This window comes from Streptomyces sp. NPDC057302 (assembly GCF_042667685.1).
Taxonomy (GTDB): Bacteria; Actinomycetota; Actinomycetes; order Streptomycetales; family Streptomycetaceae; genus Streptomyces.
Window position 1 is genome coordinate 173,701 of sequence record NZ_JBHUZJ010000005.1, and the last position, 24,792, is coordinate 198,492.

The window sequence follows — 24,792 nt, forward strand, 5'->3', positions numbered from 1 at the left end:
GTGAGAGGCACCGTGTCTAGCCACAAAACGGCGGATGACGCCAAGGCGGAGAACGCCAAGAAGCAGGCGGAAAACACGGCCTCGTCCCACACGCTTTTGGAAGGGCGGCTCGGGTACAAACTCGAGTCCGCCCTTCTGGTGCGTGCACTGACCCACCGTTCGTACGCGTACGAGAACGGCGGTCTGCCGACGAATGAACGGCTCGAGTTCCTCGGGGACTCGGTGCTGGGACTCGTCGTCACGGACACGCTCTATCGCACCCACCCCGACCTGCCCGAAGGCCAGCTGGCCAAGTTGCGGGCCGCGGTGGTCAATTCGCGTGCGTTGGCGGAGGTCAGTCGTGGCCTCGAACTCGGTCTCTTCATCCGGCTCGGCCGGGGCGAAGAGGGCACGGGTGGCCGGGACAAGGCATCCATCCTCGCCGACACCCTTGAAGCGGTGATCGGCGCGGTCTATCTGGACCAGGGTCTGGACGCGGCGGGCGAGCTGGTACACCGGCTCTTCGACCCGTTGATCGAAAAGTCCTCGAACCTGGGCGCGGGCCTGGACTGGAAAACCAGCCTCCAGGAGCTCACCGCGACCGAGAGCCTCGGTGTTCCCGAGTACCTCGTCACGGAGAGCGGCCCGGACCACGAGAAGACCTTTACTGCTGCCGCCCGCGTCGGAGGCGTCTCGTACGGCACCGGCACCGGCCGCAGCAAGAAGGAAGCGGAGCAGCAGGCCGCGGAGTCCGCATGGCGTGAGATTCGCGCTGCCGCGGATGAGCGGATCAAGGCGGCGGAAATCGCTGCCTCGGCTCCTGCGGCTCCCGCTGCCGCGGAGGTCGACGGGGGCTCCGAAGCTCCGTCTGCCTGACGCTTTAATATGTGGTGCCGGTCGCCCTTTGGGTGGCCGGCACCAGCTTTTTTCGCCGCTTCGCGGCGGGGTTTCCACCCGCCCGCCCGTCACCCCGGAGTCGAGACCCCATGCCCGAGCTGCCCGAGGTCGAAGTCGTCCGGCGTGGTCTTGAGCGGTGGGTGGCTCAGCGCGTCGTCGCCGATGTCGAGGTGCTGCATCCGCGGTCCGTGCGGCGGCACATCGCGGGCGGTGACGACTTCGGGCTCCGGCTCAAGGGCCACCGTGTCGGTACGGCGATGCGGCGGGGGAAGTATCTCTGGCTGCCCGTCGAGGACAGCGGCACCTCGATCCTCGCCCATCTCGGGATGAGCGGGCAGCTGCTCGTGCAGCCCCAAGAGGCTCCCGACGAGAAGCACCTGCGGATCCGGGTCCGGTTCGCCGACGACCTCGGCACCGAGCTGCGCTTCGTCGACCAGCGCACCTTCGGCGGGCTCTCGCTGCACGCGAACACCGCGGACGGAATGCCGGACGTCATCGCGCACATCGCACGCGATCCGCTGGACGAGCTCTTCGACGACGCGGCCTTCCACACCGCGCTGCGCCGCCGTCGTACGACGATCAAACGCGCCCTGCTCGACCAGTCGTTGATCAGCGGCGTCGGCAACATCTACGCGGACGAGGCCCTTTGGCGGTCGAAGCTGCACTACGAGCGGCCCACCGCCACGTTCACACGCCCGCGCACGGCTGAACTCCTGGGCCACGTACGGGACGTGATGAATGCCGCCCTCGCGGTCGGCGGCACGAGCTTCGACAGCCTGTATGTGAACGTGAACGGCGAATCCGGGTATTTCGAGCGGTCGCTCGACGCCTATGGACGCGAGGACGAGCCGTGCCGCCGCTGCGGCACGCCGATGCGCCGGCGCCCCTGGATGAATCGCTCCAGTTACTTCTGCCCGCGCTGTCAGCGGCCGCCGGCCGGCGCGCTGTCGTAGCGCTCGCGCGCTTCGAGCACGCCGTCCATCCTGCCCTCCACGAAGTGGATGAGGTTCATCAGGCGTTCGGTGATCTCCCGCCCCAGCGGGGTGAGTTGATAGTCCACGCGCGGCGGGTTGGTGGGCTGCGCCTCGCGGTGGACCAAGCCGTCGCGCTCAAGGGCGTGCAGCGTCTGGGACAGCATCTTCTCGCTCACGCCGTCCACCCGGCGGCGCAGTTCGTTGAAACGGAACGTGCCGTCGTGCAGCGCGCCCAGGGTGAGCGCGCCCCAGCGTCCGGTGACGTGCTCCAGGGTGCCGCGCGAGGGGCACTGCTTGGAGAACACGTCGTACGCCAGGTCCTGGGCGGTGGGTTCCATACCGCAAGCATACTCTCGCGCAGCGCTGACCTAGGGGTGGCGCTAACCGACAGTAAGTGGAGGGACTCCGTGTCCTAGAAGCCGAAGTCCTGCGTCCACCAGGGGCCGCCCGGCGCGAAGTGCGCGCCGACGCCCAGGGTCTTGTAGTCGCAGTTCAGGATGTTGGCCCGGTGGCCGTCGCTGTTCATCCAGGCGTCCATCACGGACTGGGCGTTGGCCTGGCCGCGGGCGATGTTCTCGCCGCCCAGGTCGGATATCCCGGCCTTCTCGGCGCGGTCCCACGGGGTCGCGCCGTCCGGGTCGGTGTGGTCGAAGAAGTCGCGCTCGGCCATGTCCGCGCTGAAGTTCCCGGCGAGCGAGGCCAGCGCGGCATCGGCGCGCACGGGGGAGCAGCCGACCTTGGCCCGCTCCGCGTTGACCAGGGTGAGCACCGCGGCCTCGGCCGCGTTCTCGGCGGACGGCGACTTCGAGCCGGTGACCGGCGGGGCCTTCGGCTTCTCGGAGGGAGCGGTGCGCGAAGGGCTCGGGGGCGTCGTCTTCTCGTTCTTCTTCTCGTCGGTGTCCGGCGCGGGCGCCTGGGTCGACGGCTTCTTCGACGGCTCGGCCGAGGGCTTGTCGGCGGACTTCGAGGGCGCGGGGGCCGGGGCGTCGGGCCGCTCGGAGCCGCGGCTCGGCGGGGCCGACTCGCGGTCGGCGGTGCCGCTGTCGCCGCCCTGCGGGGCCACCTCGCTCGGTGTGGTGGCGGCACGCACCTTGTTCGAGTCGCCGCCACCGCCCAGGGAGTAGTTGTCGGCGCCGGGCACCAGGCCGGTGGCGACGGCCACGGCGCCCATGGCGACGGCTGCCGAGACACCGAGCAGGCCGGTGCGCACCGGAGCCGCACGGCGGCCCTTGCGGCGGTGCGTGACGGTGGCGGGGCGGGGCTCCGGGACGCCGGCGTGCTCGCCCGCGTACACGTCGGAGACTCCAGTGGCGCGGCCGGTGGCGGCTGCCCCTGCGCCGGAGCGTCGGTGGCGTCCCATCTCCTGGCCTTCCTCGTCCTGGCGGTCAACGTGGCTCACCCATACGGGTGAGGCTCATCGAGTCGGGACTGTACGCGATGGCGCATGGGGACGAAGTGCTCCGAGAGCAATTGGCCGGTTAGCGTGCACCCATGAACGAAGAAGTCAGAGTCACGGCATGGGTGCGTGGCCAGGTGCAAGGCGTGGGATTCCGCTGGTTCACGCGTGCCAAGGCTCTGGAGATCGGGGGCCTGAGTGGTTTTGCTCTCAATCTGGACGACGGCCGTGTGCAAGTCGTCGCCGAGGGTGCGCGTGCGGGTGCCCAGGGGCTGCTCGACTGGCTCCGGGAGGGCGACACACCCGGCCGCGTCGATGGTGTCACTGAGATCTGGGACACTCCGCGCGGCATCTACGACACGTTCGCGATTCGCTGACGGAGAGCCGTCGGGTGGGGGCGCGCGGATGGGGTCACGGCAACTGCCCGGGGCAGGAAACGCCTGGTGGTTGCCAAGAACGGTCCGTCGTGGCAGGCTCCCCGGTGAAGGATGATCGACACGCCCCCAGGGCCCCGCAGCAGAGGCAGCGCCGCCGTTCTTACGGCCGCAGGCCCCCGGGTTGCCCGCCAATACGGGGCGTGATCGTGTTGACCGTCAAACTTTTTGGTGAGACTCTGGAATCCCCGCGCACCTTAGCTGTTTGGCATGTGAGAACGGCCAGCAAGACCCAGCACGAACAACGAGTGCCAAGCACCGCGGGTGCGAATCCCTCACGACCCACACCGCTTCGGTCGGTCACTCATTGTGGAGGACCATCCATCATGGCAAAGGCGCTTCTCGGTTACGTCGGCGGTTCCGACCCGCGACTTCTCGCCGAGATGCGACGGCTCCAGCAGCGCGTTCAGGACCTGGAATCTGAGCTTGTGAAGATCCAGGCCGAGAACGACGCGCTCGCGGCTGCCGCTTCTCACGAATCTCTCCTGGAGAGCATCGACGTACCCCAGGCGGAGCCTGCGCTCACCTGACCACCAACTCAGTAAGGCGCTCATGTAAGGCGCTCACCTCGCACGATCTTGCGTCACGCGTCATTGGTCGCGTCATGCTCTCTCGGGTCTGCGAGGTGCCTGTGAACAGTGCCTCTTAACGCACGTGGTCGGGCTGCCACGGCAGCCGCCTGTCCAGATCTGCAAGGGACGCTTCGGCGTCCCTTCTTTCTTGCCGCCGCGTAGCCTGTTTCCTTTACATCTGATGTGCCCTGCACCTTCCTGGGTGAAACGGTCAGTGAAAGGTAGAGTCCGGCGGCGTGCACCTCAAGGCCTTGACCCTGCGCGGTTTCAAATCCTTCGCGTCGGCGACGACGCTGAAGTTCGAGCCGGGCATCACCTGCGTCGTCGGACCGAACGGCTCCGGCAAGTCCAATGTCGTGGACGCGCTGTCCTGGGTGATGGGCGAACAGGGCGCCAAGTCGCTGCGCGGCGGCAAGATGGAGGACGTCATCTTCGCCGGCACCACCGGGCGCCCCCCGCTCGGCCGCGCCGAGGTCTCCCTCACCATCGACAACTCCGACGGCGCCCTGCCCATCGAGTACGCCGAAGTCACCATCACGCGGATCATGTTCCGCAACGGCGGCAGCGAGTACCAGATCAACGGGGACACCTGCCGGCTGCTCGACATCCAGGAACTGCTCTCGGACTCCGGCATCGGGCGCGAGATGCACGTCATCGTCGGGCAGGGCCAGCTCGACGGCGTCCTGCACGCCGACCCCATGGGGCGCCGCGCCTTCATCGAGGAGGCCGCCGGTGTCCTCAAGCACCGCAAGCGCAAAGAGAAGGCGCTGCGCAAGCTCGACGCGATGCAGGCCAACCTCGCCCGCGTCCAGGACCTGACCGACGAGCTCAGGCGCCAGCTCAAGCCGCTCGGCAGACAGGCCGCCGTGGCGCGCAGGGCCGCCGTCATCCAGGCCGATCTGCGCGACACCCGCCTTCGGCTGCTCGCCGACGATCTCGTACGCCTGCGGGACGCCCTGCGCACCGAGGTCGCCGACGAGGCGGAGCTCAAGCGGCGCAAGGACACCGCGGAGGCCGCGCTGAAGAAGGCGCTCCAGCGGGAGGCGGAGCTGGAGGACGAGGTGCGCCGCCTGACGCCGCGGCTCCAGCGGGCGCAGCAGACCTGGTACGAGCTCTCGCAGCTGGCCGAGCGGGTGCGCGGCACGGTGTCGCTCGCCGATGCCCGGGTCAAGAGCGCGAGCGCCGCGCCCCCGGAGGAGCGGCGTGGACGTGACCCCGAGGACATGGAGCGCGAGGCCGCGCGGATCCGTGAGCAGGAGGCGGAGCTGGAAGCCGCCCTCGAAGCGGCCGAACACGCGCTTGAAGACACCATCGGCCACCGTGCCGATCTGGAGCGGGAGCTCGCGGTCGAGGAGCGCCGCCTCAAGGACGTGGCACGGTCCATCGCCGACCGGCGCGAGGGGCTGGCGCGGCTGAACGGCCAGGTCAACGCGGCACGTTCGCGGGCGGGCTCCGCGCAGGCCGAGATCGACCGGCTCGCCGTGGCACGCGACGAGGCGGGGGAGCGCGCGGTCGCGGCCCAGGAGGAGTACGAGCAGCTCAAGGCGGAGGTCGACGGGCTCGACGCCGGTGACACGGAGCTCGGCGAGCGGCACGACGAGGCGAAGCGTTCCCTCAGTCAGGCCGAAGGCGAGCTGACCGCGGCCCGGGAGGCGGCCACCGCGGCCGAGCGCAAGCGGGCCGCGGTCGCCGCCCGGCACGAGGCGCTCGCGCTCGGCCTGCGCCGCAAGGACGGCACCGGGGCGCTGCTCGCCGCCAAGGACCGCCTCACGGGACTGCTCGGACCGGCGGCCGAACTGCTCTCGATCGCCCCGGGCCACGAGGTCGCCGTGGCGGCGGCGTTCGGCGCGGCGGCGGACGCGATCGCCGTGACCACCCCGGCGTCGGCGGCGGAAGCCATCAGGCTGCTGCGCAAGCAGGACGCGGGGCGGGCCGCGCTGCTCCTGGCCAGTGCCCAGGAGACGCCGGGCGGCGACCCCCGTGACGTACGGCCGGAAGGCGCCGAAGGACCGGCACTGGTCGCCGAACTGGTGCGCGGGCCGGAGGAGTTGATGCCCGCGGTGCGGCGGTTGCTGCGGGGGATGGTCGCCGTGGGCACCCTGGAGGACGCCGAGGACTTCGTCTACGCCCATCCGGAGCTGACCGCCGTGACCGCCGAGGGGGACCTGCTCGGGGCGCACTTCGCGCAGGGCGGGTCCGCCGGGGCGCCGAGCCTTCTCGAAGTGCAGGCCTCCGTCGACGAGGCGGCGGCCGAGCTGGAGCAACTGGCGGAGCAGTGCGAGCAGTTGGCGCACGCCCAGCAGGATGCGGGCGAGCGGCGCAAGGAAGCCGCCGCGCTCGTCGAGGAGCTGGGGGAGCGCAGGCGCACCGCCGACCGGGAGAAGTCCTCGGTGGCGCAGCAGCTGGGCGCGCTCGCCGGGCAGGCGCGTGGCGCGGTGGGCGAGGCCGAGCGCAGTGCGGCAGCCGCGGCCAAGGCCCAGGAGGCGCTGGACAAGGCGGTCGAGGACGCCGAGGAACTGGCCGAGCGGCTCGCGGTGGCCCAGGAGGCGCCGGTGGAGGAGGAGCCCGACACCGCCGTACGGGACCGCCTTGCCGCCGACGGGGCCAATGCCCGGCAGACCGAGATGGAGGCCAGGCTCCAGGTGCGTACGCACGAGGAGCGGGTCAAGGGGCTTTCGGGGCGGGCCGACTCGCTCGACCGGGGTGCCCGCGCCGAACGCGAGGCACGCGCGCGTGCCGAGCAGCGCAAGGCCCGGATGCGGCACGAGGCGGCGGTCGCCGAGGCCGTCGCCCGGGGCGCGCGGCAGCTGCTCGCGCATGTCGAGGTCTCCCTCGTGCGGGCCCAGGAGGAACGTGCCGCCGCCGAGCGCGCCAAGGAGGTCCGGGAGCGGGATCTGACCGCCGAGCGGAGCCAGGGGCGCGACCTCAAGGCGGAGCTCGACACATTGACCGATTCAGTTCACCGCGGCGAGGTACTCGGTGCCGAGAAGCGGCTGCGGATCGAGCAGCTGGAGTCCAAGGCACTGGAGGAACTCGGTGTGGAACCGGCAGGACTCGTCTCCGACTACGGCCCCGACCAGCTTGTGCCCCCCTCGCCCGCGGCCGAGGGCGAGGAGCTGCCCGAGGATCCGGAGCACCCGCGCAACCGGCCCGTGCCGTACGTACGCGGTGAGCAGGAGAAGCGGCTGAGGTCAGCCGAACGGGCGTACCAGCAGCTCGGAAAGGTGAACCCGCTCGCCCTTGAGGAGTTCGCCGCACTCGAGGAGCGCCACAAGTTCCTGAGCGAGCAGCTCGAAGACCTGAAGAAGACGCGGACCGATCTCCTGCAAGTGGTGAAGGAGGTCGACGAGCGCGTCGAGCAGGTCTTCACCGAGGCCTACCGGGACACGGCCCGGGAGTTCGAGGGCGTGTTCTCGCGGCTCTTCCCCGGCGGCGAGGGGCGGCTCGTCCTGACCGACCCCGGCAACATGCTCGCCACGGGGGTCGACGTCGAGGCGCGCCCGCCCGGCAAGAAGGTCAAGCGGCTCTCGCTGCTCTCCGGCGGTGAGCGGTCCCTGACGGCCGTCGCGCTGCTCGTCTCGATCTTCAAGGCACGGCCGAGTCCCTTCTATGTGATGGACGAGGTCGAGGCCGCACTCGACGACACCAACCTGCAGCGGCTCATCCGCATCATGGAGGAGCTGCAGGAGGCGTCACAGCTCATCGTGATCACCCACCAGAAGCGCACGATGGAGGTCGCGGACGCCTTGTACGGCGTCTCCATGCAGGGCGACGGCGTCTCGAAGGTGATCAGCCAGCGGCTGCGGTAGCGCTCCGCAGCCCTTTCGCAGCCCTCTCGCAGCGCTCCACAGACCCCCCGGCACCTCTTCACCGGCTCACCTTCATAACTTCAAGACTTGAACGAAGTTGACCTCAGGAGTCCCTGAAGTTCACAGGAACCCAGGTATTGACTTCGAAACTTGAAGGCATAGTCTCTGCAACGTTGCTTTTACCTTCAGGTGGTGGGCGGCGTGAAGTTGTGCGCCACTTGAAGTGCTCACCCCCACCCCCGGCGATGCTGCCGGTGGCCCGAGGAGTCCATGTGACCAGCACAACGAAGGCGCCCCAGCCCGAAGGCAGAGAGGCCAGGCCGGACCATCTCGGCCATGTCATCTTCATCACGGCGGCCGCAGCCATGGGCGGCTTCCTCTTCGGCTATGACAGCTCCGTGATCAACGGCGCGACCGTCGCCATCCAGCACCGGTTCGACGTAGACGCGAACATGCTCGGCTGGATCATCGCCACCGCGCTGCTCGGCTGCGCCGTCGGCGCGGCGGTCGCCGGGCGCATCGCCGACCGCATCGGCCGCATCCGCTGCATGCAGATCGCCGCCGTCCTCTTCGCCGCGAGCGCCATCGGTTCCGCCCTGCCGTTCGCGGCCTGGGACCTGACGATGTGGCGCTTCATCGGCGGCATCGGCATCGGCATGGCCTCCGTCATCGGCCCGGCCTACATCGCCGAGGTCGCCCCGCCCGCGTACCGAGGCCGCCTCGCCTCCTTCCAGCAGGCCGCGATCGTCATCGGCATCGCCGTCTCCCAGCTGGTCAACTACGGCATCCTGAAGCTGGCCGACGACGACCAGCGCGGCAAGGTGATGGGCCTCGAAGCCTGGCAGCTGATGCTCGGCGTCATGGTCATCCCGGCCGTCCTGTACGGCGTGCTCTCCTTCGTCATCCCCGAGTCCCCCCGCTTCCTGATCTCGGTCGGCCGTGACGTCGAGGCGAAGAAGGTGCTCGGCGAGGTCGAGGGCAACAAGATCGACCTGGACGCGCGCGTCAACGAGATCGAGGAGGGCATGCGCCGCGAGCACAAGTCCTCGTTCAAGGACCTGCTCGGCAAGGTCGGCTTCCTGCCGATCGTCTGGATCGGCATCGGCCTCTCGGTGTTCCAGCAGCTCGTCGGCATCAACGTGATCTTCTACTACTCGAACCAGCTGTGGCAGTCGGTCGGCAAGGACCCGAGCAGCTCGTTCCTGTACTCGTTCGAGACGTCGATCGTGAACATCATCGGCACGATCATCGCGATGCTCTTCGTCGACCGCATCGGCCGCAAGCCGCTCGCCATCATCGGCTCCGCCGGCATGGCGCTCGCGCTCTTCACCTGCGCCTGGGCGTTCTCCTACCGCACCGGCTCCGGCGACAACGTCTCGCTGCCGAACGCGCAGGGCCTGACGGCGATCATCGCCGCCAACTTCTTCGTGCTCTTCTTCGCCCTCTCCTGGGGCGTGGTGGTCTGGGTCCTGCTCGGCGAGATCTTCCCCAACCGGATCCGCGCAGCCGCCCTCGGTGTCGCCGCGTCGGCCCAGTGGCTCGCCAACTTCGCGATCACCAAGACGTTCCCGAGCATGTCCGAGTGGAGCCTGACCGGCTCGTACATCATCTACGGCGCCTTCGCCGTGATCTCGATCCCCTTCGTCATGAAGTTCGTCAAGGAGACGAAGGGCAAGACCCTGGAGGAGATGGGCTAATCCCCGCTGCCCCTCCTCTGAGGAAGCTGCCCCGGCTCAAGGACCTACTCCTTGAGCCGGGGCAGTACGTTTTCGCAGAAGTGGTGCAGGCTGCGCCAGCCCTCGTCCACCGGCATCCCTCCCGAGAGCGGATGCAGTACGAGATTGGCGGCGCCGCGCTGCACGTGCGCCACGCACTCGTCGGGCGTGAGCACGCGGTAGACGCCCTCGGCGCGCAGCTCCTCGACCGTGGTGGCCGCGGACTTCACCGCCGAGCGGATGTCCTTGGACTGCCATGAGGCGTACGTACGGGCCTCGTGCAGGAAGTGCTCGCCGTGCTCGGCCCAGGTGCGGTCCGGGTCGTCGGCGATGTGCAGGAGCGGGGTCTCGGCCGCGGGCATCATGGTCCAGCCCTCGGTGCCGTACTCCGCGAGCCGTGCGTTGTAGTACGCCTCGAGTTCCGGCAGATGGGCGCTGGGGAAGAACGGCAGGCCGAGCCGGGCCGCGCGCCGGGCCGCCGCCTGCGAGGAGCCGCCGACCAGGAGCAGCGGGTGGGGCTGGGTGTACGGACGCGGGGTGACGCGCACGGTACGGCCGCGGAACTCGAAGGGCTCGCCCGTCCACGCCTGCAACAGGGTCTCCAGGAGCTCGTCCTGGAGCTTGCCGCGCCGCTTCCAGTCGACGTCGAACGCCTCGTACTCCTGGGGCCGGTAACCGATCCCCGCCACTGTCACCAGACGGCCGCCGCTGAGCAGGTCGAGTACGGCGATGTCCTCGGCGAGCCGCAGCGGATCGTGCAGCGGGCCGATGATCGCGGAGACCGTGACCGCGATGCGCCGGGTCGCCCCGAAGACCGCGCCCGCGAAAGTGAAGGGCGAGGGCAGCCAGTTGTTGCCGACCCCGTGATGCTCCTCGGTCTGCACGGTGGAGATGCCCCGGTCATCCGCGTACGTGGACATCTCCAGGGCGGCCTTGTAGCGGTCGCTCAGCGAGCTGGGTGTCGCGTCCGGATCGACGAGGTTGAAACGTACGACTGTGACGGGCATGGAAAACGTCCCCCTTCACCGTGGGCGGGCGAAGAGGGACGTTAGATGACGTGGTGTCAGATGACCAGTGCCCGGAGGCAGTTGATCGCCGATCAGGCCGAGACCAGCTCGCTGTCGCCCTTGCCCTGGGGCGCCTGGGCGGCCGGGGTCCTCGGCAGCACCGCGTACAGCGCGGCGGCGATGAGGATCGTGGCGAGCCAGCCCAGGCCGTTGCGGCCGATCCAGGAGGTGGCGAGCGGGCCGCTGAACCAGTCGACCTTCGTGAAGAGCAGGCCCATCACCAGGGCGATCGCCCACGCGGTCATGGCCTGCCAGGCGAAGCCGGCCTTGTACCAGTAGGCGCTGGTGCGCTTGGTGTCCATCAGCGCTTCGGCGTCGTACGTCTTCCTGCTCAGCATGTCGATGCCGAAGACGCCGATCCAGGCGGAGAACGCGACCGCGAGCAGGGTCAGGAAGGAGATGAACGAACCGATGAAGCTGGTGGCCACGTTCATCAGGAGGTAGCCGAAGATCAGGCTGATGATCGCGTTGATGGACACGGCCCACGTGCGCGGGACCTTGATGCCGAGCGTCATCGCGGTGAAGCCCGCCGAGTACATCGACATCGAGTTGATGAGCAGCATGCCGATCAGGGCCATCAGCAGGTACGGCACCGCGATCCACGTCGGAAGCAGCTCGCCGAGGAAGGAGACCGGGTCCGAGGCCTTCGACAGGCTCGGCGTGCTGACCGCCATGACCGCGCCCATCAGGACCATCGGTACGACGACGATGCCGGCGCCGCCGATCGCGTTGCCCACCAGCGCCTTGCTGGAGGCGTTACGCGGGAGGTAGCGCGTGAAGTCCGGGCCCGTGGGGACCCAGCTGATGCCGCCCGCGGCGATCGTGCCGATGCCCGCGATCATCGCCGCGGTGGAGCCCGCGGACCGCGAGAAGACGTCCGACCAGGGGGTATTGGCCACCAGGTAGACCAGCACGAGGACGCTGAACGCGCCGAAGAGGTACGTCGCCCAGGTGTTGCAGATGTGCAGCACCTTGCGGCCGAGGCCACTGATCAGGAACGTACAGGCGACGAAGGCGACCAGTGTCACGATGGTGAGCCACGTGCTGGACTCCACGCCGAAGCAGATGTCCAGGACGGTGATGATCGCGTACGCGCCCGTCACCGCGTTGATCGTCTCCCAGCCCCAGCGCGCCACCCAGATCAGCGAGCCCGGGAAGAGATTGCCGCGCTGGCCGAAGACCGCGCGCGAGAGCGTCATGCCGGGGGAGCCGCCGCGCTTGCCCGCGATCGAGATCAGACCGACCAGGCCGTAGCTGAGGAGCGGCGAGACCAGGGCGACGACCAGCGCCTGCCAGAAGTTGAGGCCGTTCGTCGCGATGCCCGCGCCCATGGTGAGCAGCAGGACGCTGATGTTGGCCGCCACCCAGGTGGGGAACAGCTCGCGGGTTCGGCCCGTGCGCTCGGAGTCGGGGACGGGCTCGAGGCCGCGTGTCTCCAGTGCGCCTTCGGTTTCGGCGGTGGCGGTGGTGCTCATGGGGTGGGGTCCGTGCCTCTCGCTCGGATCGCAACGCCGCGATCCGTCCGTGATCCGTCCGTGTGGGGGTGATCGGGTTGGACTCTACGCGCGTTGATGCGGAGAGCTCCATCGTACTTTAGTCCGAGTAGTGCCCTCTATGAGCTTATGTTCTTTGGAGGAAGCTCCAGGCTGGGCCCGTGTTGCCCCCATGGCTGATACTGGGTGGGTTATGGAAATCGTCATCCTTGCTGTAGTCATCGCCGTGGTCGTGATCGGCGCGCTCGGCGGGCTCGTGATCGGCAGCCGCAAGAAGAAGCGGCTGCCGCCGAAGGCCCCGTCGTCCACGCCCACCATCACCGCTCCTCCGGCCGAGCCGCATATCGGCGACGAGGCCGAGACGCCGCGCGACGAACCGCGCCGCACGATCGAGGAGGTGGAACTCCCGCTCGCCGAACCCTCGGCCTCGGCCCCGGTCGTCGTCGAAGAGCCGGCCGCCCCGGAGATCGAGACCCCGGAGCCCACGGCAGGTCGCCTGGTCCGTCTGCGCTCGCGGCTCTCCCGCTCGCAGAACGCACTCGGCAAGGGGCTGCTCACGCTCCTCTCCCGCGAGCACCTGGACGAGGACACGTGGGAGGAGATCGAGGACACGCTCCTCACCGCCGACGTCGGCGTCGCCCCCACCCAGGAACTGGTCGAGCGCCTTCGCGAGCGCGTCCGCGTGCTCGGCACCCGCACCCCGGACGACCTGCGCACCCTGCTGCGCGAGGAACTCCTCACGCTGCTCGGCCCGGAGCTCGACCGCACGGTCAAGACCGAGTCGGGCCTGGAGACGCCCGGCATCGTGATGGTCGTCGGCGTGAACGGCACCGGCAAGACCACCACCACGGGCAAGCTCGCCCGCGTCCTGGTCGCCGACGGCCGCTCGGTGGTCCTCGGCGCCGCGGACACCTTCCGTGCCGCCGCCGCCGACCAGCTGCAGACCTGGGGCGAGCGCGTCGGCGCCCGCACGGTCCGCGGCCCCGAGGGCGGCGACCCGGCGTCGATCGCCTTCGACGCGGTCAAGGAAGGCATCGCGGAGGGCGCGGACGTCGTGCTCATCGACACCGCGGGCCGCCTGCACACCAAGACCGGCCTCATGGACGAGCTCGGCAAGGTCAAGCGCGTCGTGGAGAAGCACGCGCCGCTGGACGAGGTGCTGCTCGTCCTGGACGCCACGACCGGGCAGAACGGCCTGGTGCAGGCGCGGGTCTTCGCCGAGGTCGTCGACATCACCGGCATCGTCCTGACGAAGCTGGACGGCACGGCCAAGGGCGGCATCGTCGTCGCGGTCCAGCGCGAGCTGGGCGTGCCGGTGAAGCTGATCGGGCTCGGAGAGGGCGCGGACGACCTGGCGCCGTTCGAGCCGGAGGCGTTCGTGGACGCGCTGATCGGCGAGTAGCGACGCCGGAGCACCGGACCGTACGCGAAGAAATGCCCCACCCCGGGATGCAGCCGGGGTGGGGCATTTCCGTGTGCGCAGCCGCGGCTGCTACGCGGGTGAGCGATGGGCCACGTACGCCAGGGTCCCCAGGATCAGCCGCGCCTGGGGCGGATGCGTCGCCGAGTCGAGGTCCGGCGCGCGGAGCCAGCGGACCGGGCCGAGACCCGCGCGGTCGGACGGCGGGGCCGTGATGTGCGTGCCGGGGCCCAGGCCGTGCAGGTCGATGCCCGCGTCGTCCCAGCCCATGCGGTAGAGCAGCTGGGGGAGTTCGGCGGCGGCTCCGGGGGCGACGAAGAAGTGCGCCCGGCCCTGAGGGGTGGCCGCCACCGGGCCGAGCGGCAGGCCCATGCGCTCCAGGCGGACCAGCGCCCTGCGCCCGGCGGCCTCGGCCACCTCGATCACGTCGAAGGCGCGCCCCACGGGGAGCAGCACGGCGGCGCCGGGGAACTGGGCCCAGGCGTCGGTCACTTCGTCCAGCGTCGCCCCGGCGGGCACCTCGGGGGCGAACTTCAGGGGGTGGGCGCCGGGGGCGGCGCAGTCGGCCGCGCCGCAGGAGCAGCGGCCGTCCAGAGCGCGTGCGCCGGGGACCGCGGCCCATCCCCACAGCCCGGTGTACTCGGCCACCGCAGTGCAGTCCGACGCGCGGCCGCGCCGCCGTGAACCGGTGCGGGGCTTGTCGGTTCCCCGGATACCGCCGATCGTGAAGCCCATGCCCCCTCCAACGGGTCGAGCGCGGTGTGGTTACGTGACGGAATCGGATCGTTACTCTGTGCTTTTGTTCCGGCGTCCGGGGTTCGCAGGGGGGTGCGCTCGGTCATTTGCGCCCCCAAGTGCTCCCTTCCGCCCACCTTCGAACGTCCACTGTCAAGTCAATCGCTTGTGGCGGGCCGGGAGTTCATTCGAAGGGGTGGCGAATGGTGGCGTTTCCGCGATCGCCCTCGCCGGAGGGGTGATCGTAGGATTACTTTCAGTGCACGGACCCTAAGTGCTGTGCACTCGTGGGTATGCCGGAGGCAAGTCGGTTTCCTGTTCGATGGGTGACGTTCTCCGGACGGAGAGCCGCAACGCGCGGCATTCTGGTAGGGCTTGGCGTGGGACCGCGCGTAAGTGTCATGAGGGATGGGGGCGTTCCAGTGGGCGGCAATGGCGGAAGTGGTGCGAACGCTGAGAAGCGCCCCAACGAACTGCTCAATTCCTGGTTCGTGCGCAGCGGCTGGTCGAAGGGCGAGCTGGCGCGCCAAGTGAACCGCAGGGCGCGGCAGTTGGGCGCCCATCACATCTCCACCGACACCTCGCGCGTACGGCGCTGGCTGGACGGCGAGAACCCCCGCGAGCCCATCCCGCGCATCCTCTCCGAGCTGTTCTCCGAGCGGTTCGGCTGTGTCGTCGCGGTCGAGGACCTCGGGCTGCGCGCCGCCCACCAGTCGCCCTCCGTCTCCGGCGTCGACCTGCCCTGGACCGGACCCCAGACCGTCGCGCTCATCAGTGAGTTCTCGCGCAGCGACCTGATGCTGGCCCGGCGCGGCTTCCTCGGCACCTCGCTCGCGCTCTCCGCCGGTCCCGCCCTCATCGAGCCCATGCAGCGCTGGCTGGTCCCGGGACCGACGGCCCCGGTCGCCGACCCCGAGCCGCCCGTGTCCTCCCGCAGGCCGGGACGGCTCTCCAAACCGGAGCTGGACCTCCTGGAGTCCACGACGGTGATGTTCCGGCAGTGGGACGCCCAGTGCGGCGGCGGGCTGCGGCGCAAGGCGGTCGTCGGCCAACTGCACGAGGTGACGGACCTGTTGCAGGAGCCCCAGCCGGAGGCCACGTCCAAGCGGCTCTTCAAGGTGGCGGGGGAGCTGGCCGAACTGGCCGGCTGGATGAGCTACGACGTCGGGCTCCAGCCCACCGCCCAGAAGTACTTCGTCCTGGCCCTGCACGCCGCGAAGGAAGCCGGCGAGAAGCCGCTGGGTTCGTACGTCCTTTCCAGCATGAGCCGCCAGATGATCCACCTCGGGCGGCCCGACGACGCGCTCGAACTGATCCACCTCGCGCAGTACGGAAGCCGGGACTGCGCGAGCCCGCGCACCCAGGCCATGCTGTATGCGATGGAGGCCCGCGCCTACGCCAGCATGGGCCAGCCCGGCAAGTGCAAGCGGGCCGTGCGCATGGCCGAGGACACCTTCACCGACGCCGCCGACTTCGACGAGCCCGAGCCCGACTGGATCCGCTTCTTCTCCGAGGCCGAGCTCAACGGCGAGAACGCCCACTCGTTCCGCGACCTGGCCTATGTGGCGGGCCGCAGCCCGACGTACGCCTCGCTCTCCGAGCCCGTCATGGAGCGCGCCGTCGACCTCTTCGGCAAGGACCCCGAGCACCAGCGTTCGTACGCACTGAACCTCATCGGGATGGCGACGGTCCACCTGCTCCAGCGTGAACCGGAGCAGAGCACGGTCCTGGCGAGGCAGGCGCTCACCATCGCCAAGAAGGTCCGCTCCGAGCGGGTCAACACCCGCCTTCGCAAGACCGTGGACACCGCGGTGCGGGACTTCGGCGACATCGCCGAGGTCGTGCAGCTCACCGACCAGCTCGCCATCGACATGCCGGAGACCGCGGAGGCGGTCTGACGGCGCCCCACCAGAACTCCGGCCGCGGCCGGCCCATCCCGAACTGCCCGACTCGGCTCCCCCACGCCAGGTCAATCGGATGGCCGCCGTGGCCGGTTCGCGTGCTGTGCGCAGGGTATGAATCCGCGCCCGGCCTGACCCGGCAGTTCATGGACGCGTAACACGTACGACCTCTTCGTCACTGCGGCGAAACATCGAGGGGCGCCCCCTGAAACGGCGCTGGGCCAATCTCATGGCGCATAACGGCCCACCCCCTCTTGCCCCGCCCGCACGGGCCGCATACGACGACGAGGAGACGCCGATGCCCCCAGGCATCACGATCGCCGCAGACGCCCCGCAGCTGTCTGCCGCCAACACAGGGTTCATGCTCATCTGTTCCGCCCTGGTGATGCTCATGACACCGGGACTCGCCTTCTTCTACGGAGGCATGGTCCGTGTCAAGAGCACGCTGAACATGCTGATGATGAGCTTCATCAGTCTGGGGATCGTCACCATCCTCTGGGTGCTGTACGGCTTCTCCATCGCGTTCGGCACCGACCACGGCAGCCTCTTCGGCTGGTCGTCCGACTACGTGGGGCTCAGCGGCATAGGCCTCACCGAGCTGTGGGACGGCTACACCGTCCCGGTCTACGTCTTCGCGGTCTTCCAGCTGATGTTCGCGATCATCACGCCCGCCCTGATCAGCGGTGCGCTCGCCGACCGCGTGAAGTTCACCGCCTGGGCGCTGTTCGTCACGCTCTGGGCCACCGTCGTCTACTTCCCGGTCGCGCACTGGGTGTGGGGCACGGGCGGCTGGGCCTTCGAGCTCGGAGTCATCGACTTCGCCGGCGGCACGGCCGTGCACATCAACGCGGGTGCCGCCGCCCTCGGCGTGATCCTGGTCATCGGCAAGCGCGTCGGCTTCAAGAAGGACCCGATGCGGCCGCACAGCCTGCCGCTCGTCATGCTCGGCGCCGCACTGCTCTGGTTCGGCTGGTTCGGCTTCAACGCCGGATCGTGGCTGGGCAACGACGACGGCGTCGGCGCGATGATGTTCCTGAACACGCAGGTCGCCACCGCCGCCGCCATGCTGGCCTGGCTCGCCTACGAGAAGATCCGGCACGGCGCGTTCACCACCCTCGGCGCGGCATCGGGCGCCGTCGCGGGGCTCGTCGCCATCACCCCGTCCGGCGGTTCCGTCTCGCCGCTCGGCGCGATCGCCGTCGGCGCCATCGCCGGTCTGCTCTGCGCCATGGCCGTCGGCCTCAAGTTCAAGTTCGGCTACGACGACTCCCTCGACGTCGTCGGTGTCCACCTCGTCGGCGGTGTCGTGGGCTCGCTGCTCGTCGGCTTCTTCGCCACCGGTGGCGTCCAGTCCGACGCCAAGGGCCTCTTCTACGGCGGCGGACTCGATCAGCTGGGCAAGCAGGCCGCCGGTGTCGGCGCCGTCCTCGCGTACTCCCTCATCGCCTCCGCGATCCTCGCCTTCCTGGTCGACAAGACCATCGGGATGCGGGTCGGCGAGGACGAGGAGGTCGGCGGCATCGACCAGGTGCAGCACGCCGAGACCGCGTACGACTTCAGCGGAGCGGGCGGTGGCACGGCTCCCCGTACCGCCTCGGTGCCCGGACCGCCGGCCCAGGACGCCGGTAAGGCCGCGACCGACAAGAACAAGAGGGTGGACGCATGAAGCTCATCACCGCGGTCGTCAAGCCGCACCGGCTCGACGAGATCAAGGAGGCCCTCCAGGCCTTCGGCGTCCAGGGCCTGACCGTCACCGAGGCCAGCGGCTACGGCCGCCAGCGCGGTCACACCGAGGTCTACCGTGGCGCGGAGTACACCGTCGACCTCGTACCGAAGATCCGCATCGAGGTCCTGGTCGAGGACGACGACGCCGAACAACTCCTGGATGTCGTGGTCAAGGCCGCCCGGACCGGCAAGATCGGGGACGGCAAGGTCTGGAGCGTCCCGGTCGACACGGCGGTTCGGGTACGGACCGGCGAGCGCGGACCTGATGCGTTGTGAGCTCGGTGGGCAAGAGCTGAGCGGGACTGAGCGGGACTGACAGGAGCTGCTGGGTGACGAGTGTGGACGTACGTACTGAATCGGACTCGGAAGACTCCGGACCCAGCGGCTATGCGGCGGCCCGGCTGCGCCTCCTCCAAGGGGAGGCGCAGTCCGGGCCGCCGCGCCGTTCGGCCCTCGCCGACCTCACGGACGACTGGCTGACCGGGCTCTTCACGGCCGCGGGCGCGCCGCGCGGGGCCTCGCTGGTCGCCGTGGGGGGCTACGGCAGGGGAGAGCTCTCGCCGCGCAGCGACCTCGACCTGCTGCTCCTGCACGACGGCAGCGCGGACGCCGGTGCGATCGCTGCCCTCGCGGATCGGATCTGGTACCCCATCTGGGATCTGGGTCTCGCGCTCGACCACTCCGTGCGGACCCCGGCCGAGGCGCGCAAGACCTCGGGCGAGGACCTGAAGGTGCAGCTGGGGCTGCTCGACGCGCGGCACGTCGTGGGCGACCTCGGTCTGACCGCCGGGCTGCGGACGGCCGTGCTCGCCGACTGGCGCAACCTCGCGCCGAAGCGGCTGCCCGAGCTGCGGGAGCTGTGCGAGGAACGGGCCGAGCGGCAGGGGGAGCTGAGTTATCTCCTGGAGCCGGACCTGAAGGAGGCCAGGGGCGGCCTGCGTGACGCGACCGCGCTGCGGGCGGTCGCCGCCTCGTGGCTCGCGGACGCGCCACGGGAGGGACTCGCCGACGCCCGGCGGCGGTTGCTCGACGTGCGGGACGCGCTGCATCTGACGACGGGGCGGGCCACGGACCGGCTCGCGCTGCAGGAGCAGGACCAGGTCGCCGCGGAACTGGGCCTGCTGGACGCCGACACCTTGCTCCGGCAGGTGTACGAGTCCGCCCGCACCGTCTCGTACGCGAGTGACGTGACGTGGCGCGAGGTGAGCAGGGTGCTGCGGTCCCGCTCCGTGCGGCCCCGGCTGCGGGCCATGCTGGGCGGCGGCAAGGGGGCGGCGGCGGCCGAGCGGTCGCCGCTGGCCGAGGGTGTGGTCGAGCAGGACGGGGAGGTGGTCCTCGCCAGGGCCGCCAGGCCCGAGCGTGACCCGGTGCTGCCGCTGCGGGCCGCCGCGGCAGCGGCCCAGGCCGGTCTTCCGCTGTCGCTGCACGCGGTGCGCAGGATGGCGGCGGCCGTGCGGCCCCTGCCCACGCCGTGGCCCGCGGAGGCCCGGGAGCAGCTGGTGACGCTCCTGGGGGCCGGGCGGCCCACGGTCGAGGTGTGGGAGGCGCTGGAGGCCGAGGGCTTGATCACCCGGCTGCTGCCCGACTGGGAGCGGGTGCGGTGCAGGCCGCAGCGCAACGCCGTGCACACGTGGACGGTCGACCGGCATCTGGTGGAGACGGCGGTGCAGGCCTCGGAGCTGACCCGGCGCGTGGGCCGGCCCGACCTGCTGCTGGTCGCCGGGCTGCTGCACGACATCGGGAAGGGCTGGCCGGGGGACCACTCCGTGGCCGGGGAGATCATCGCCCGTGACGTCGCCGCCCGGATCGGGTTCGACCGGGGCGACGTGGCGGTGCTCGCGACCTTGGTGCGCCATCACTTGCTGCTGATCGAGACGGCCACGCGGCGGGACCTCGACGATCCGGCCACCGTACGGGCCGTCGCGGACGCGGTGGGGTCGCTGGGGACGCTGGAACTGCTGCACGCGCTGACCGAGGCGGACGCGCTGGCCACCGGGCCCGCGGCCTGGTCCGCCTGGCGGGGTTCGCTCGTCGCCGACCTGGTGAAGCGGGTGGGGGCGGTGCTGCTGGGGGACGGGCCGGAGGGAGTGGAGGACGTCGCTCCCACCGCCGAGCAGGAGCGGCTTGCCGTGGAGGCGTTTCGTACGGGCGGGCCGGTCCTCGCCCTGCGGGCGCAGACGGAGGGGCCCGGCGTGGATGACGCTTCGGACGCTTCGGTGGACCCCGAGCCGCTGGGCGTCGAACTGATCATCGCGGTGCCGGACCAGCAGGGCGTGCTGTCCGCCGTCGCCGGGGTGCTCGCCATGCACCGGCTCGCGGTGCGCACCGCCGAGCTGCGAAGCGTCGGATTGCCGTCGGGGCCCGAAGACTCGGTGCTGCTCCTGAACTGGCGGGTCGCCGCGGAGTACGGCTCCCTGCCGCAGGCCGCGCGGCTGCGGTCGGACCTGGTGCGGGCGCTTGACGGATCGCTGGACATCGCGTCGCGGCTGGCGGAGCGGGACGCGGCGTACCCGAGGCGCCGCGGAACGGTGGCGCCGCCGCCGCGCGTAACGGTCGCCCCGGCCGCCTCACGCCTCGCGACGGTGATCGAGGTACGGGCCCAGGACGCCCCGGGCCTGCTGCACCGGATCGGGCGCGCACTGGAGTCGGCGGGGGTGGCGGTGCGCAGCGCGCATGTGTCGACGCTGGGCGCCAACGCGGTGGACGCGTTCTACGTGACGGGGGCGGGGGCGCCGTTGCCGGGGGAGCGGGCGGCGGGGGTGGCTCGGGCGGTGGAGGAGGCGTTGCGGGGGCGTTGACGGGGTACGAGGTGGTCCTGGCGGATCCGGCCGTGGCGTCTCCTCTGTGGGCAGGCGTTCGGTGGACACCGCCCGAAGCCGCCACGCGGTGATGAAACCGACGCCCGCCCGCGAGCCCTCGCCCACCCCGGCGGGGCACAGTGCCGCGGTGGTGCGGATACCCTGGAGGGCGACCTGTCCGCCCGCCCCCGACCCGAGGATTCGCGACCGCCGTGTTCGACACTCTCTCCGACCGCCTCGCAGCGACATTCAAGAACCTCCGGGGCAAGGGCCGCCTGTCCGAGGCGGACATCGACGCCACCGCGCGCGAGATCCGCATCGCCCTGCTCGAGGCGGATGTCGCCCTCCCCGTCGTCCGTGCCTTCATCAAGCAGATCAAGGAGCGCGCCGCCGGGGTCGAGGTCTCCCAGGCCCTGAACCCCGCCCAGCAGGTCATCAAGATCGTCAACGAGGAGCTCGTCGGCATCCTCGGCGGCGAGACGCGACGCCTGCGGTTCGCCAAGAACCCGCCGACCGTCATCATGCTCGCCGGTCTGCAGGGTGCTGGTAAGACCACCCTCGCCGGAAAGCTCGGCCTCTGGCTGAAGGGGCAGGGCCACTCGCCGCTCCTGGTGGCGTGCGACCTGCAGCGCCCCAACGCCGTGAACCAGCTGTCCGTCGTCGCCGAGCGCGCGGGCGTAGGCGTCTTCGCCCCGCAGCCGGGCAACGGCGTGGGCGACCCGGTCCAGGTGGCCAAGGACTCCATCGAGTTCGCCAAGACCAAGCAGTTCGACGTCGTCATCGTCGACACCGCGGGCCGCCTCGGCATCGACCAGGAGCTCATGCAGCAGGCCGCGGACATCCGCGACGCCGTGAGCCCGGACGAGGTCCTCTTCGTCGTCGACGCCATGATCGGTCAGGACGCCGTCAACACGGCGGAGTCCTTCCGCGACGGCGTCGGCTTCGACGGCGTGGTCCTGTCGAAGCTCGACGGTGACGCCCGAGGTGGCGCCGCCCTGTCGATCGCCCAGGTCACGGGCCGCCAGATCATGTTCGCCTCGAACGGCGAGAAGCTGGACGACTTCGACGCGTTCCACCCGGACCGCATGGCGTCCCGCATCCTCGGCATGGGCGACATGCTCACGCTGATCGAGAAGGCCGAGCAGACCTTCTCCCAGCAAGAGGCCGAGAAGATGGCCGCCAAGCTGCAGGGCAGCAAGGGCGGCAAGGACTTCACGCTCGACGACTTCCTGGCCCAGATGGAGCAGGTCCGCAAGATGGGCAGCATCAGCAAGCTGCTCGGGATGATGCCCGGCATGGGGCAGATCAAGGACCAGATCAACAACCTGGACGAGCGGGACGTCGACCGCACCGCCGCCATCATCAAGTCGATGACGCCCGCCGAGCGCGCGGACGCCGCGATCATCAACGGCTCGCGCCGCGCCCGTATCGCCAAGGGCTCCGGCGTCGAGGTCAGCGCCGTCAAGAACCTGGTCGAGCGCTTCTTCGAGGCCCGCAAGATGATGTCGCGGATGGCCCAGGGCGGCGGCATGCCGGGTATGCCCGGGATGCCGGGCATGGGTGGCGGCCCCGGCAAGCAGAAGAAGAAGCAGAAGCAGGCCAAGGGCAAGCGGAAGTCGGGTAACCCGATGAAGCGCCAGCAGGAGGAGCAGGAGGCAGCCGCCCGCCGCGAGCAGGCGGGTCAGGCGGGCCAGGAAGGCGGCGCCTTCGGCCTCCCCGCGGGACAGCAGGGGCAGAACTTCGAGCTGCCGGACGAGTTCAAGAAGTTCATGGGCTGACGCCTCGCATCTCGTACGTCACCTGGGGCGCCCCTCTGCCGAGAGGGGCGCCCCAGGCGTTTTCGACGCGTTTCCCGATCGCTTTCGGAGCGGATACGAGCAGGTGCCCCACCCCTGTTTGTGTCGTAACGTCCGAATATGAGCAACCCTGTGCCGCCGCGCCGGGCGCCCGACAAGCCCTGGCGCTCCGAGGGCGCACCCCCGCCCGCGCCCACGCCACCGCCGAAGAAGAAGATGCCGGGCGGATGGGGCGGCCTCATCCTCACCGCGCTCATCGTCTATCTCATCGCCAACCTGGTGCTCTCCTTCTTCAACGACGGCGACGAGCCGACGATCTCGTACACGGAGTTCAGCAAGCAGGTCGACTCCGGGAACGTCACGAAGATCTACTCCAAGGGCGACGCGATCCAGGGGCAGCTCAAGAAGGAGCAGGAGAAGCCGGGGGACGAGAAGGGGAAGTACACCAAGTTCACCACCCAGCGGCCCGCCTTCGCCGACGACAAGCTCTGGGACGACCTCACCAAGCACGATGTCACCGTCACCGCCGAGCCCGTCGTCCAGGAACGCAGCTTCCTCTCCAACCTGCTCATCTCGCTCGCCCCGATGCTGCTCCTGGTCTTCCTGTGGATCTTCATCGCCCGGCGGATGAGCTCGGGCATGGGCGGCGCGGGCGGCATGCTGGGCCGCAAGGCGCCGCCGAAGCCGGTGGAGCTCGAACCCGGCGACCAGCGCACCACCTTCGAGGACGTGGCGGGCATCGACGAGGTCGAGGGCGAGCTGAGCGATGTCGTCGACTTCCTGAAGAACCCCGACGCCTACCGCGAGATGGGCGCCAAGATGCCGCGGGGCGTGCTGCTCGCGGGCCTGCCGGGAACGGGCAAGACGCTGCTCGCGCGGGCCGTCGCCGGTGAGGCGGGGGTGCCCTTCTTCTCGGCCTCCGCCTCGGAGTTCATCGAGATGATCGTGGGCGTCGGCGCCTCGCGCGTACGTGAACTCTTCGCCGAGGCCAGGAAGGTCGCGCCCTCCATCATCTTCATCGACGAGATCGACACCATCGGGCGGGCGCGGGGCGGCGGCGGGATGGGCGGGCACGACGAGCGCGAGCAGACGCTGAACCAGATTCTCACCGAGATGGACGGTTTCTCGGGCTCCGAGGGCGTCATCGTCCTCGCGGCCACCAACCGCGCCGACATCCTCGACTCCGCCCTGACCCGCCCCGGCCGCTTCGACCGGGTGGTCACCGTCAGCCCGCCCGACCGCGGCGGACGCGAGGCCATCCTCAAGATCCACACCCGTGAGATCCCGATGGCGGCCGACGTCGACCTCGCCCAGGTCGCCCGTACGACACCGGGGATGACCGGCGCGGATCTCGCCAACCTCGCCAACGAGGCCGCCCTGCTCGCGGTCAAGCGCGGGCAGAGGGAAGTGACGCAGTCCGATCTCTCCGAGGCCCTGGAGAAGGTCCAGCTCGGCGCCGAGCGGCCGCTGGTCATGCCCGACGAGGAGCGGCGGCGCACGGCGTACCACGAGAGCGGCCACGCCCTCCTCGGCATGCTGCAGCCCGGCGCCGACCCGGTCCGGAAGATCACCATCGTGCCCCGCGGTCGCGCCCTGGGCGTCACGCTCTCGACTCCGGACGCCGACAAGTACGCGTACACGGAGGAGTATCTGCGCGGCCGCATCATCGGAGCCCTGGGCGGCATGGCGGCCGAACACGTCGTCTTCGACGCCATCACCACGGGCGCCGAGAGCGACCTCGAACAGGTCACCAACATCGCCCGCGGCATGGTCGCCCGCTGGGGCATGAGCGAACGCGTGGGCCGCCTCTCCGCACTGCCGAACGACGCCCAACAGGCCTACGGCCTCTCCGCGGCCCCCGTCACCCTCGACACCATCGACCACGAGATGCGCCGGATCGTCGACGAGTGCTACGAGATCGCCTCCCGCCAACTGCGGGACCACCGAGACCAACTGGACGCCCTGGCAGCCGCACTCCTGGAGAACGAAACCCTGGAGGAGGCGACGGCGTACCGAGTGGCCGGCATCACCCGCCTGACCAAGGACGCCGACTAGGCACCTTCGTCGGTGAAACGGTTCCG

The 24,792-nt window shown here is 70.1% G+C and carries 18 protein-coding genes; 13 read left to right on the forward strand and 5 right to left on the reverse strand.

From position 1 onward, the window contains the following. Both rnc and mutM read left to right on the forward strand, forming a co-directional pair. Nucleotides 1-855 (forward strand): ribonuclease III, encoded by an 855-nt coding sequence (gene rnc, locus ACFUPX_RS06365; RefSeq protein WP_383316849.1) that lies wholly within the window; start codon nucleotides 1-3, stop codon nucleotides 853-855. Nucleotides 856-965: 110 nt separating this feature from the next. Beyond that, nucleotides 966-1,829 carry a bifunctional DNA-formamidopyrimidine glycosylase/DNA-(apurinic or apyrimidinic site) lyase gene (gene mutM / locus ACFUPX_RS06370; protein ID WP_383316852.1) on the forward strand — a complete coding sequence of 288 codons (864 nt, stop codon included), beginning with the start codon at nucleotides 966-968 and terminating at the stop codon, nucleotides 1,827-1,829. Here mutM and ACFUPX_RS06375 read toward each other — a convergent pair. Both ACFUPX_RS06375 and ACFUPX_RS06380 read right to left on the reverse strand, forming a co-directional pair. Next, complete coding sequence (locus tag ACFUPX_RS06375) at nucleotides 1,799-2,188, reverse strand: winged helix-turn-helix transcriptional regulator (RefSeq protein WP_383316855.1); 390 nt, start codon at nucleotides 2,186-2,188, stop codon at nucleotides 1,799-1,801. The genes mutM and ACFUPX_RS06375 overlap by 31 nt on opposite strands. 74 nt (nucleotides 2,189-2,262) lie before the next feature. Continuing rightward, entirely contained in the window at nucleotides 2,263-3,210 is a 948-nt protein-coding gene (locus tag ACFUPX_RS06380; RefSeq protein ID WP_383317029.1) for a CAP domain-containing protein, read from the reverse strand. 131 nt (nucleotides 3,211-3,341) lie between these two features. On the opposite strand from ACFUPX_RS06380, the gene ACFUPX_RS06385 reads away from it, so the two are divergent. The 4 genes from ACFUPX_RS06385 (at nucleotide 3,342) to ACFUPX_RS06400 (ending at nucleotide 9,758) form a co-directional block, all read left to right on the forward strand. Continuing rightward, nucleotides 3,342-3,623, forward strand: coding sequence for an acylphosphatase (locus ACFUPX_RS06385; RefSeq protein ID WP_383316858.1), 282 nt, complete (start codon nucleotides 3,342-3,344; stop codon nucleotides 3,621-3,623). A 383-nt stretch (nucleotides 3,624-4,006) separates the two neighbouring features. After that, a complete protein-coding gene (locus ACFUPX_RS06390) occupies nucleotides 4,007-4,210 on the forward strand; it encodes a hypothetical protein (protein WP_135333243.1) in 204 nt (67 codons plus the stop codon). Between the two features lie 278 nt (nucleotides 4,211-4,488). After that, nucleotides 4,489-8,061 carry a chromosome segregation protein SMC gene (gene smc, locus ACFUPX_RS06395; protein ID WP_383316861.1) on the forward strand — a complete coding sequence of 1,191 codons (3,573 nt, stop codon included), beginning with the start codon at nucleotides 4,489-4,491 and terminating at the stop codon, nucleotides 8,059-8,061. Nucleotides 8,062-8,306: 245 nt separating this feature from the next. Continuing rightward, the gene (locus tag ACFUPX_RS06400) at nucleotides 8,307-9,758 is read left to right on the forward strand and encodes a sugar porter family MFS transporter (protein WP_383317032.1); all 1,452 of its coding nucleotides are present in this window, start codon (nucleotides 8,307-8,309) and stop codon (nucleotides 9,756-9,758) included. Between the two features lie 44 nt (nucleotides 9,759-9,802). On the opposite strand, the gene ACFUPX_RS06405 is transcribed toward ACFUPX_RS06400, so the two are convergent. Both ACFUPX_RS06405 and ACFUPX_RS06410 read right to left on the reverse strand, forming a co-directional pair. Beyond that, complete coding sequence (locus ACFUPX_RS06405; protein ID WP_383316864.1) at nucleotides 9,803-10,783, reverse strand: LLM class flavin-dependent oxidoreductase; 981 nt, start codon at nucleotides 10,781-10,783, stop codon at nucleotides 9,803-9,805. Nucleotides 10,784-10,875: 92 nt separating this feature from the next. Further along, nucleotides 10,876-12,318 (reverse strand): purine-cytosine permease family protein, encoded by a 1,443-nt coding sequence (locus tag ACFUPX_RS06410; protein ID WP_383316867.1) that lies wholly within the window; start codon nucleotides 12,316-12,318, stop codon nucleotides 10,876-10,878. Between the two features lie 211 nt (nucleotides 12,319-12,529). On the opposite strand from ACFUPX_RS06410, the gene ftsY reads away from it, so the two are divergent. Further along, on the forward strand, nucleotides 12,530-13,738 hold the full coding sequence (gene ftsY, locus ACFUPX_RS06415) for a signal recognition particle-docking protein FtsY (RefSeq protein WP_383316870.1): 1,209 nt from the start codon (nucleotides 12,530-12,532) through the stop codon (nucleotides 13,736-13,738). A gap of 90 nt (nucleotides 13,739-13,828) precedes the next feature. Here ftsY and ACFUPX_RS06420 read toward each other — a convergent pair whose 3' ends face one another. Further along, complete coding sequence (locus tag ACFUPX_RS06420; RefSeq protein WP_383316873.1) at nucleotides 13,829-14,491, reverse strand: bifunctional DNA primase/polymerase; 663 nt, start codon at nucleotides 14,489-14,491, stop codon at nucleotides 13,829-13,831. A 422-nt stretch (nucleotides 14,492-14,913) separates the two neighbouring features. Here ACFUPX_RS06420 and ACFUPX_RS06425 point away from each other — a divergent pair, with 422 nt between their 5' ends. The 6 genes from ACFUPX_RS06425 to ftsH all read left to right on the forward strand — a co-directional run bounded on the left by ACFUPX_RS06425 (nucleotide 14,914) and on the right by ftsH (nucleotide 24,766). Continuing rightward, on the forward strand, nucleotides 14,914-16,389 hold the full coding sequence (locus ACFUPX_RS06425; protein ID WP_383316875.1) for a hypothetical protein: 1,476 nt from the start codon (nucleotides 14,914-14,916) through the stop codon (nucleotides 16,387-16,389). Between the two features lie 301 nt (nucleotides 16,390-16,690). Beyond that, entirely contained in the window at nucleotides 16,691-18,058 is a 1,368-nt protein-coding gene (locus ACFUPX_RS06430; RefSeq protein ID WP_383316878.1) for an ammonium transporter, read from the forward strand. Beyond that, on the forward strand, nucleotides 18,055-18,393 hold the full coding sequence (locus tag ACFUPX_RS06435) for a P-II family nitrogen regulator (RefSeq protein ID WP_362340004.1): 339 nt from the start codon (nucleotides 18,055-18,057) through the stop codon (nucleotides 18,391-18,393). The genes ACFUPX_RS06430 and ACFUPX_RS06435 overlap by 4 nt, the downstream gene beginning before the upstream one ends. A gap of 53 nt (nucleotides 18,394-18,446) precedes the next feature. Continuing rightward, entirely contained in the window at nucleotides 18,447-20,915 is a 2,469-nt protein-coding gene (locus ACFUPX_RS06440; protein WP_383316883.1) for a [protein-PII] uridylyltransferase, read from the forward strand. 212 nt (nucleotides 20,916-21,127) lie between these two features. After that, nucleotides 21,128-22,693 (forward strand): signal recognition particle protein, encoded by a 1,566-nt coding sequence (gene ffh, locus ACFUPX_RS06445; RefSeq protein WP_383316886.1) that lies wholly within the window; start codon nucleotides 21,128-21,130, stop codon nucleotides 22,691-22,693. Nucleotides 22,694-22,831: 138 nt separating this feature from the next. Next, nucleotides 22,832-24,766: an ATP-dependent zinc metalloprotease FtsH gene (gene ftsH / locus ACFUPX_RS06450; RefSeq protein WP_383316889.1), complete on the forward strand. Its 1,935-nt coding sequence runs from the start codon at nucleotides 22,832-22,834 to the stop codon at nucleotides 24,764-24,766. Nucleotides 24,767-24,792: the final 26 nt, after the last annotated feature.

Bases quoted from the DNA above. Each gene is read 5' to 3' on its own strand.
- mutM (WP_383316852.1), top strand. From the start codon at position 966: ATGCCCGAGCTGCCCGAGGTCGAAGTCGTCCGGCGTGGTCTTGAGCGG.
- ACFUPX_RS06375 (WP_383316855.1), bottom strand. From the start codon at position 2,188: ATGGAACCCACCGCCCAGGACCTGGCGTACGACGTGTTCTCCAAGCAG.
- ACFUPX_RS06380 (WP_383317029.1), bottom strand. From the start codon at position 3,210: ATGGGACGCCACCGACGCTCCGGCGCAGGGGCAGCCGCCACCGGCCGC.
- ACFUPX_RS06385 (WP_383316858.1), top strand. From the start codon at position 3,342: ATGAACGAAGAAGTCAGAGTCACGGCATGGGTGCGTGGCCAGGTGCAA.
- ACFUPX_RS06390 (WP_135333243.1), top strand. From the start codon at position 4,007: ATGGCAAAGGCGCTTCTCGGTTACGTCGGCGGTTCCGACCCGCGACTT.
- ACFUPX_RS06400 (WP_383317032.1), top strand. From the start codon at position 8,307: ATGCTGCCGGTGGCCCGAGGAGTCCATGTGACCAGCACAACGAAGGCG.
- ACFUPX_RS06405 (WP_383316864.1), bottom strand. From the start codon at position 10,783: ATGCCCGTCACAGTCGTACGTTTCAACCTCGTCGATCCGGACGCGACA.
- ACFUPX_RS06410 (WP_383316867.1), bottom strand. From the start codon at position 12,318: ATGAGCACCACCGCCACCGCCGAAACCGAAGGCGCACTGGAGACACGC.
- ftsY (WP_383316870.1), top strand. From the start codon at position 12,530: ATGGAAATCGTCATCCTTGCTGTAGTCATCGCCGTGGTCGTGATCGGC.
- ACFUPX_RS06420 (WP_383316873.1), bottom strand. From the start codon at position 14,491: ATGGGCTTCACGATCGGCGGTATCCGGGGAACCGACAAGCCCCGCACC.
- ACFUPX_RS06430 (WP_383316878.1), top strand. From the start codon at position 16,691: ATGCCCCCAGGCATCACGATCGCCGCAGACGCCCCGCAGCTGTCTGCC.
- ACFUPX_RS06435 (WP_362340004.1), top strand. From the start codon at position 18,055: ATGAAGCTCATCACCGCGGTCGTCAAGCCGCACCGGCTCGACGAGATC.
- ftsH (WP_383316889.1), top strand. From the start codon at position 22,832: ATGAGCAACCCTGTGCCGCCGCGCCGGGCGCCCGACAAGCCCTGGCGC.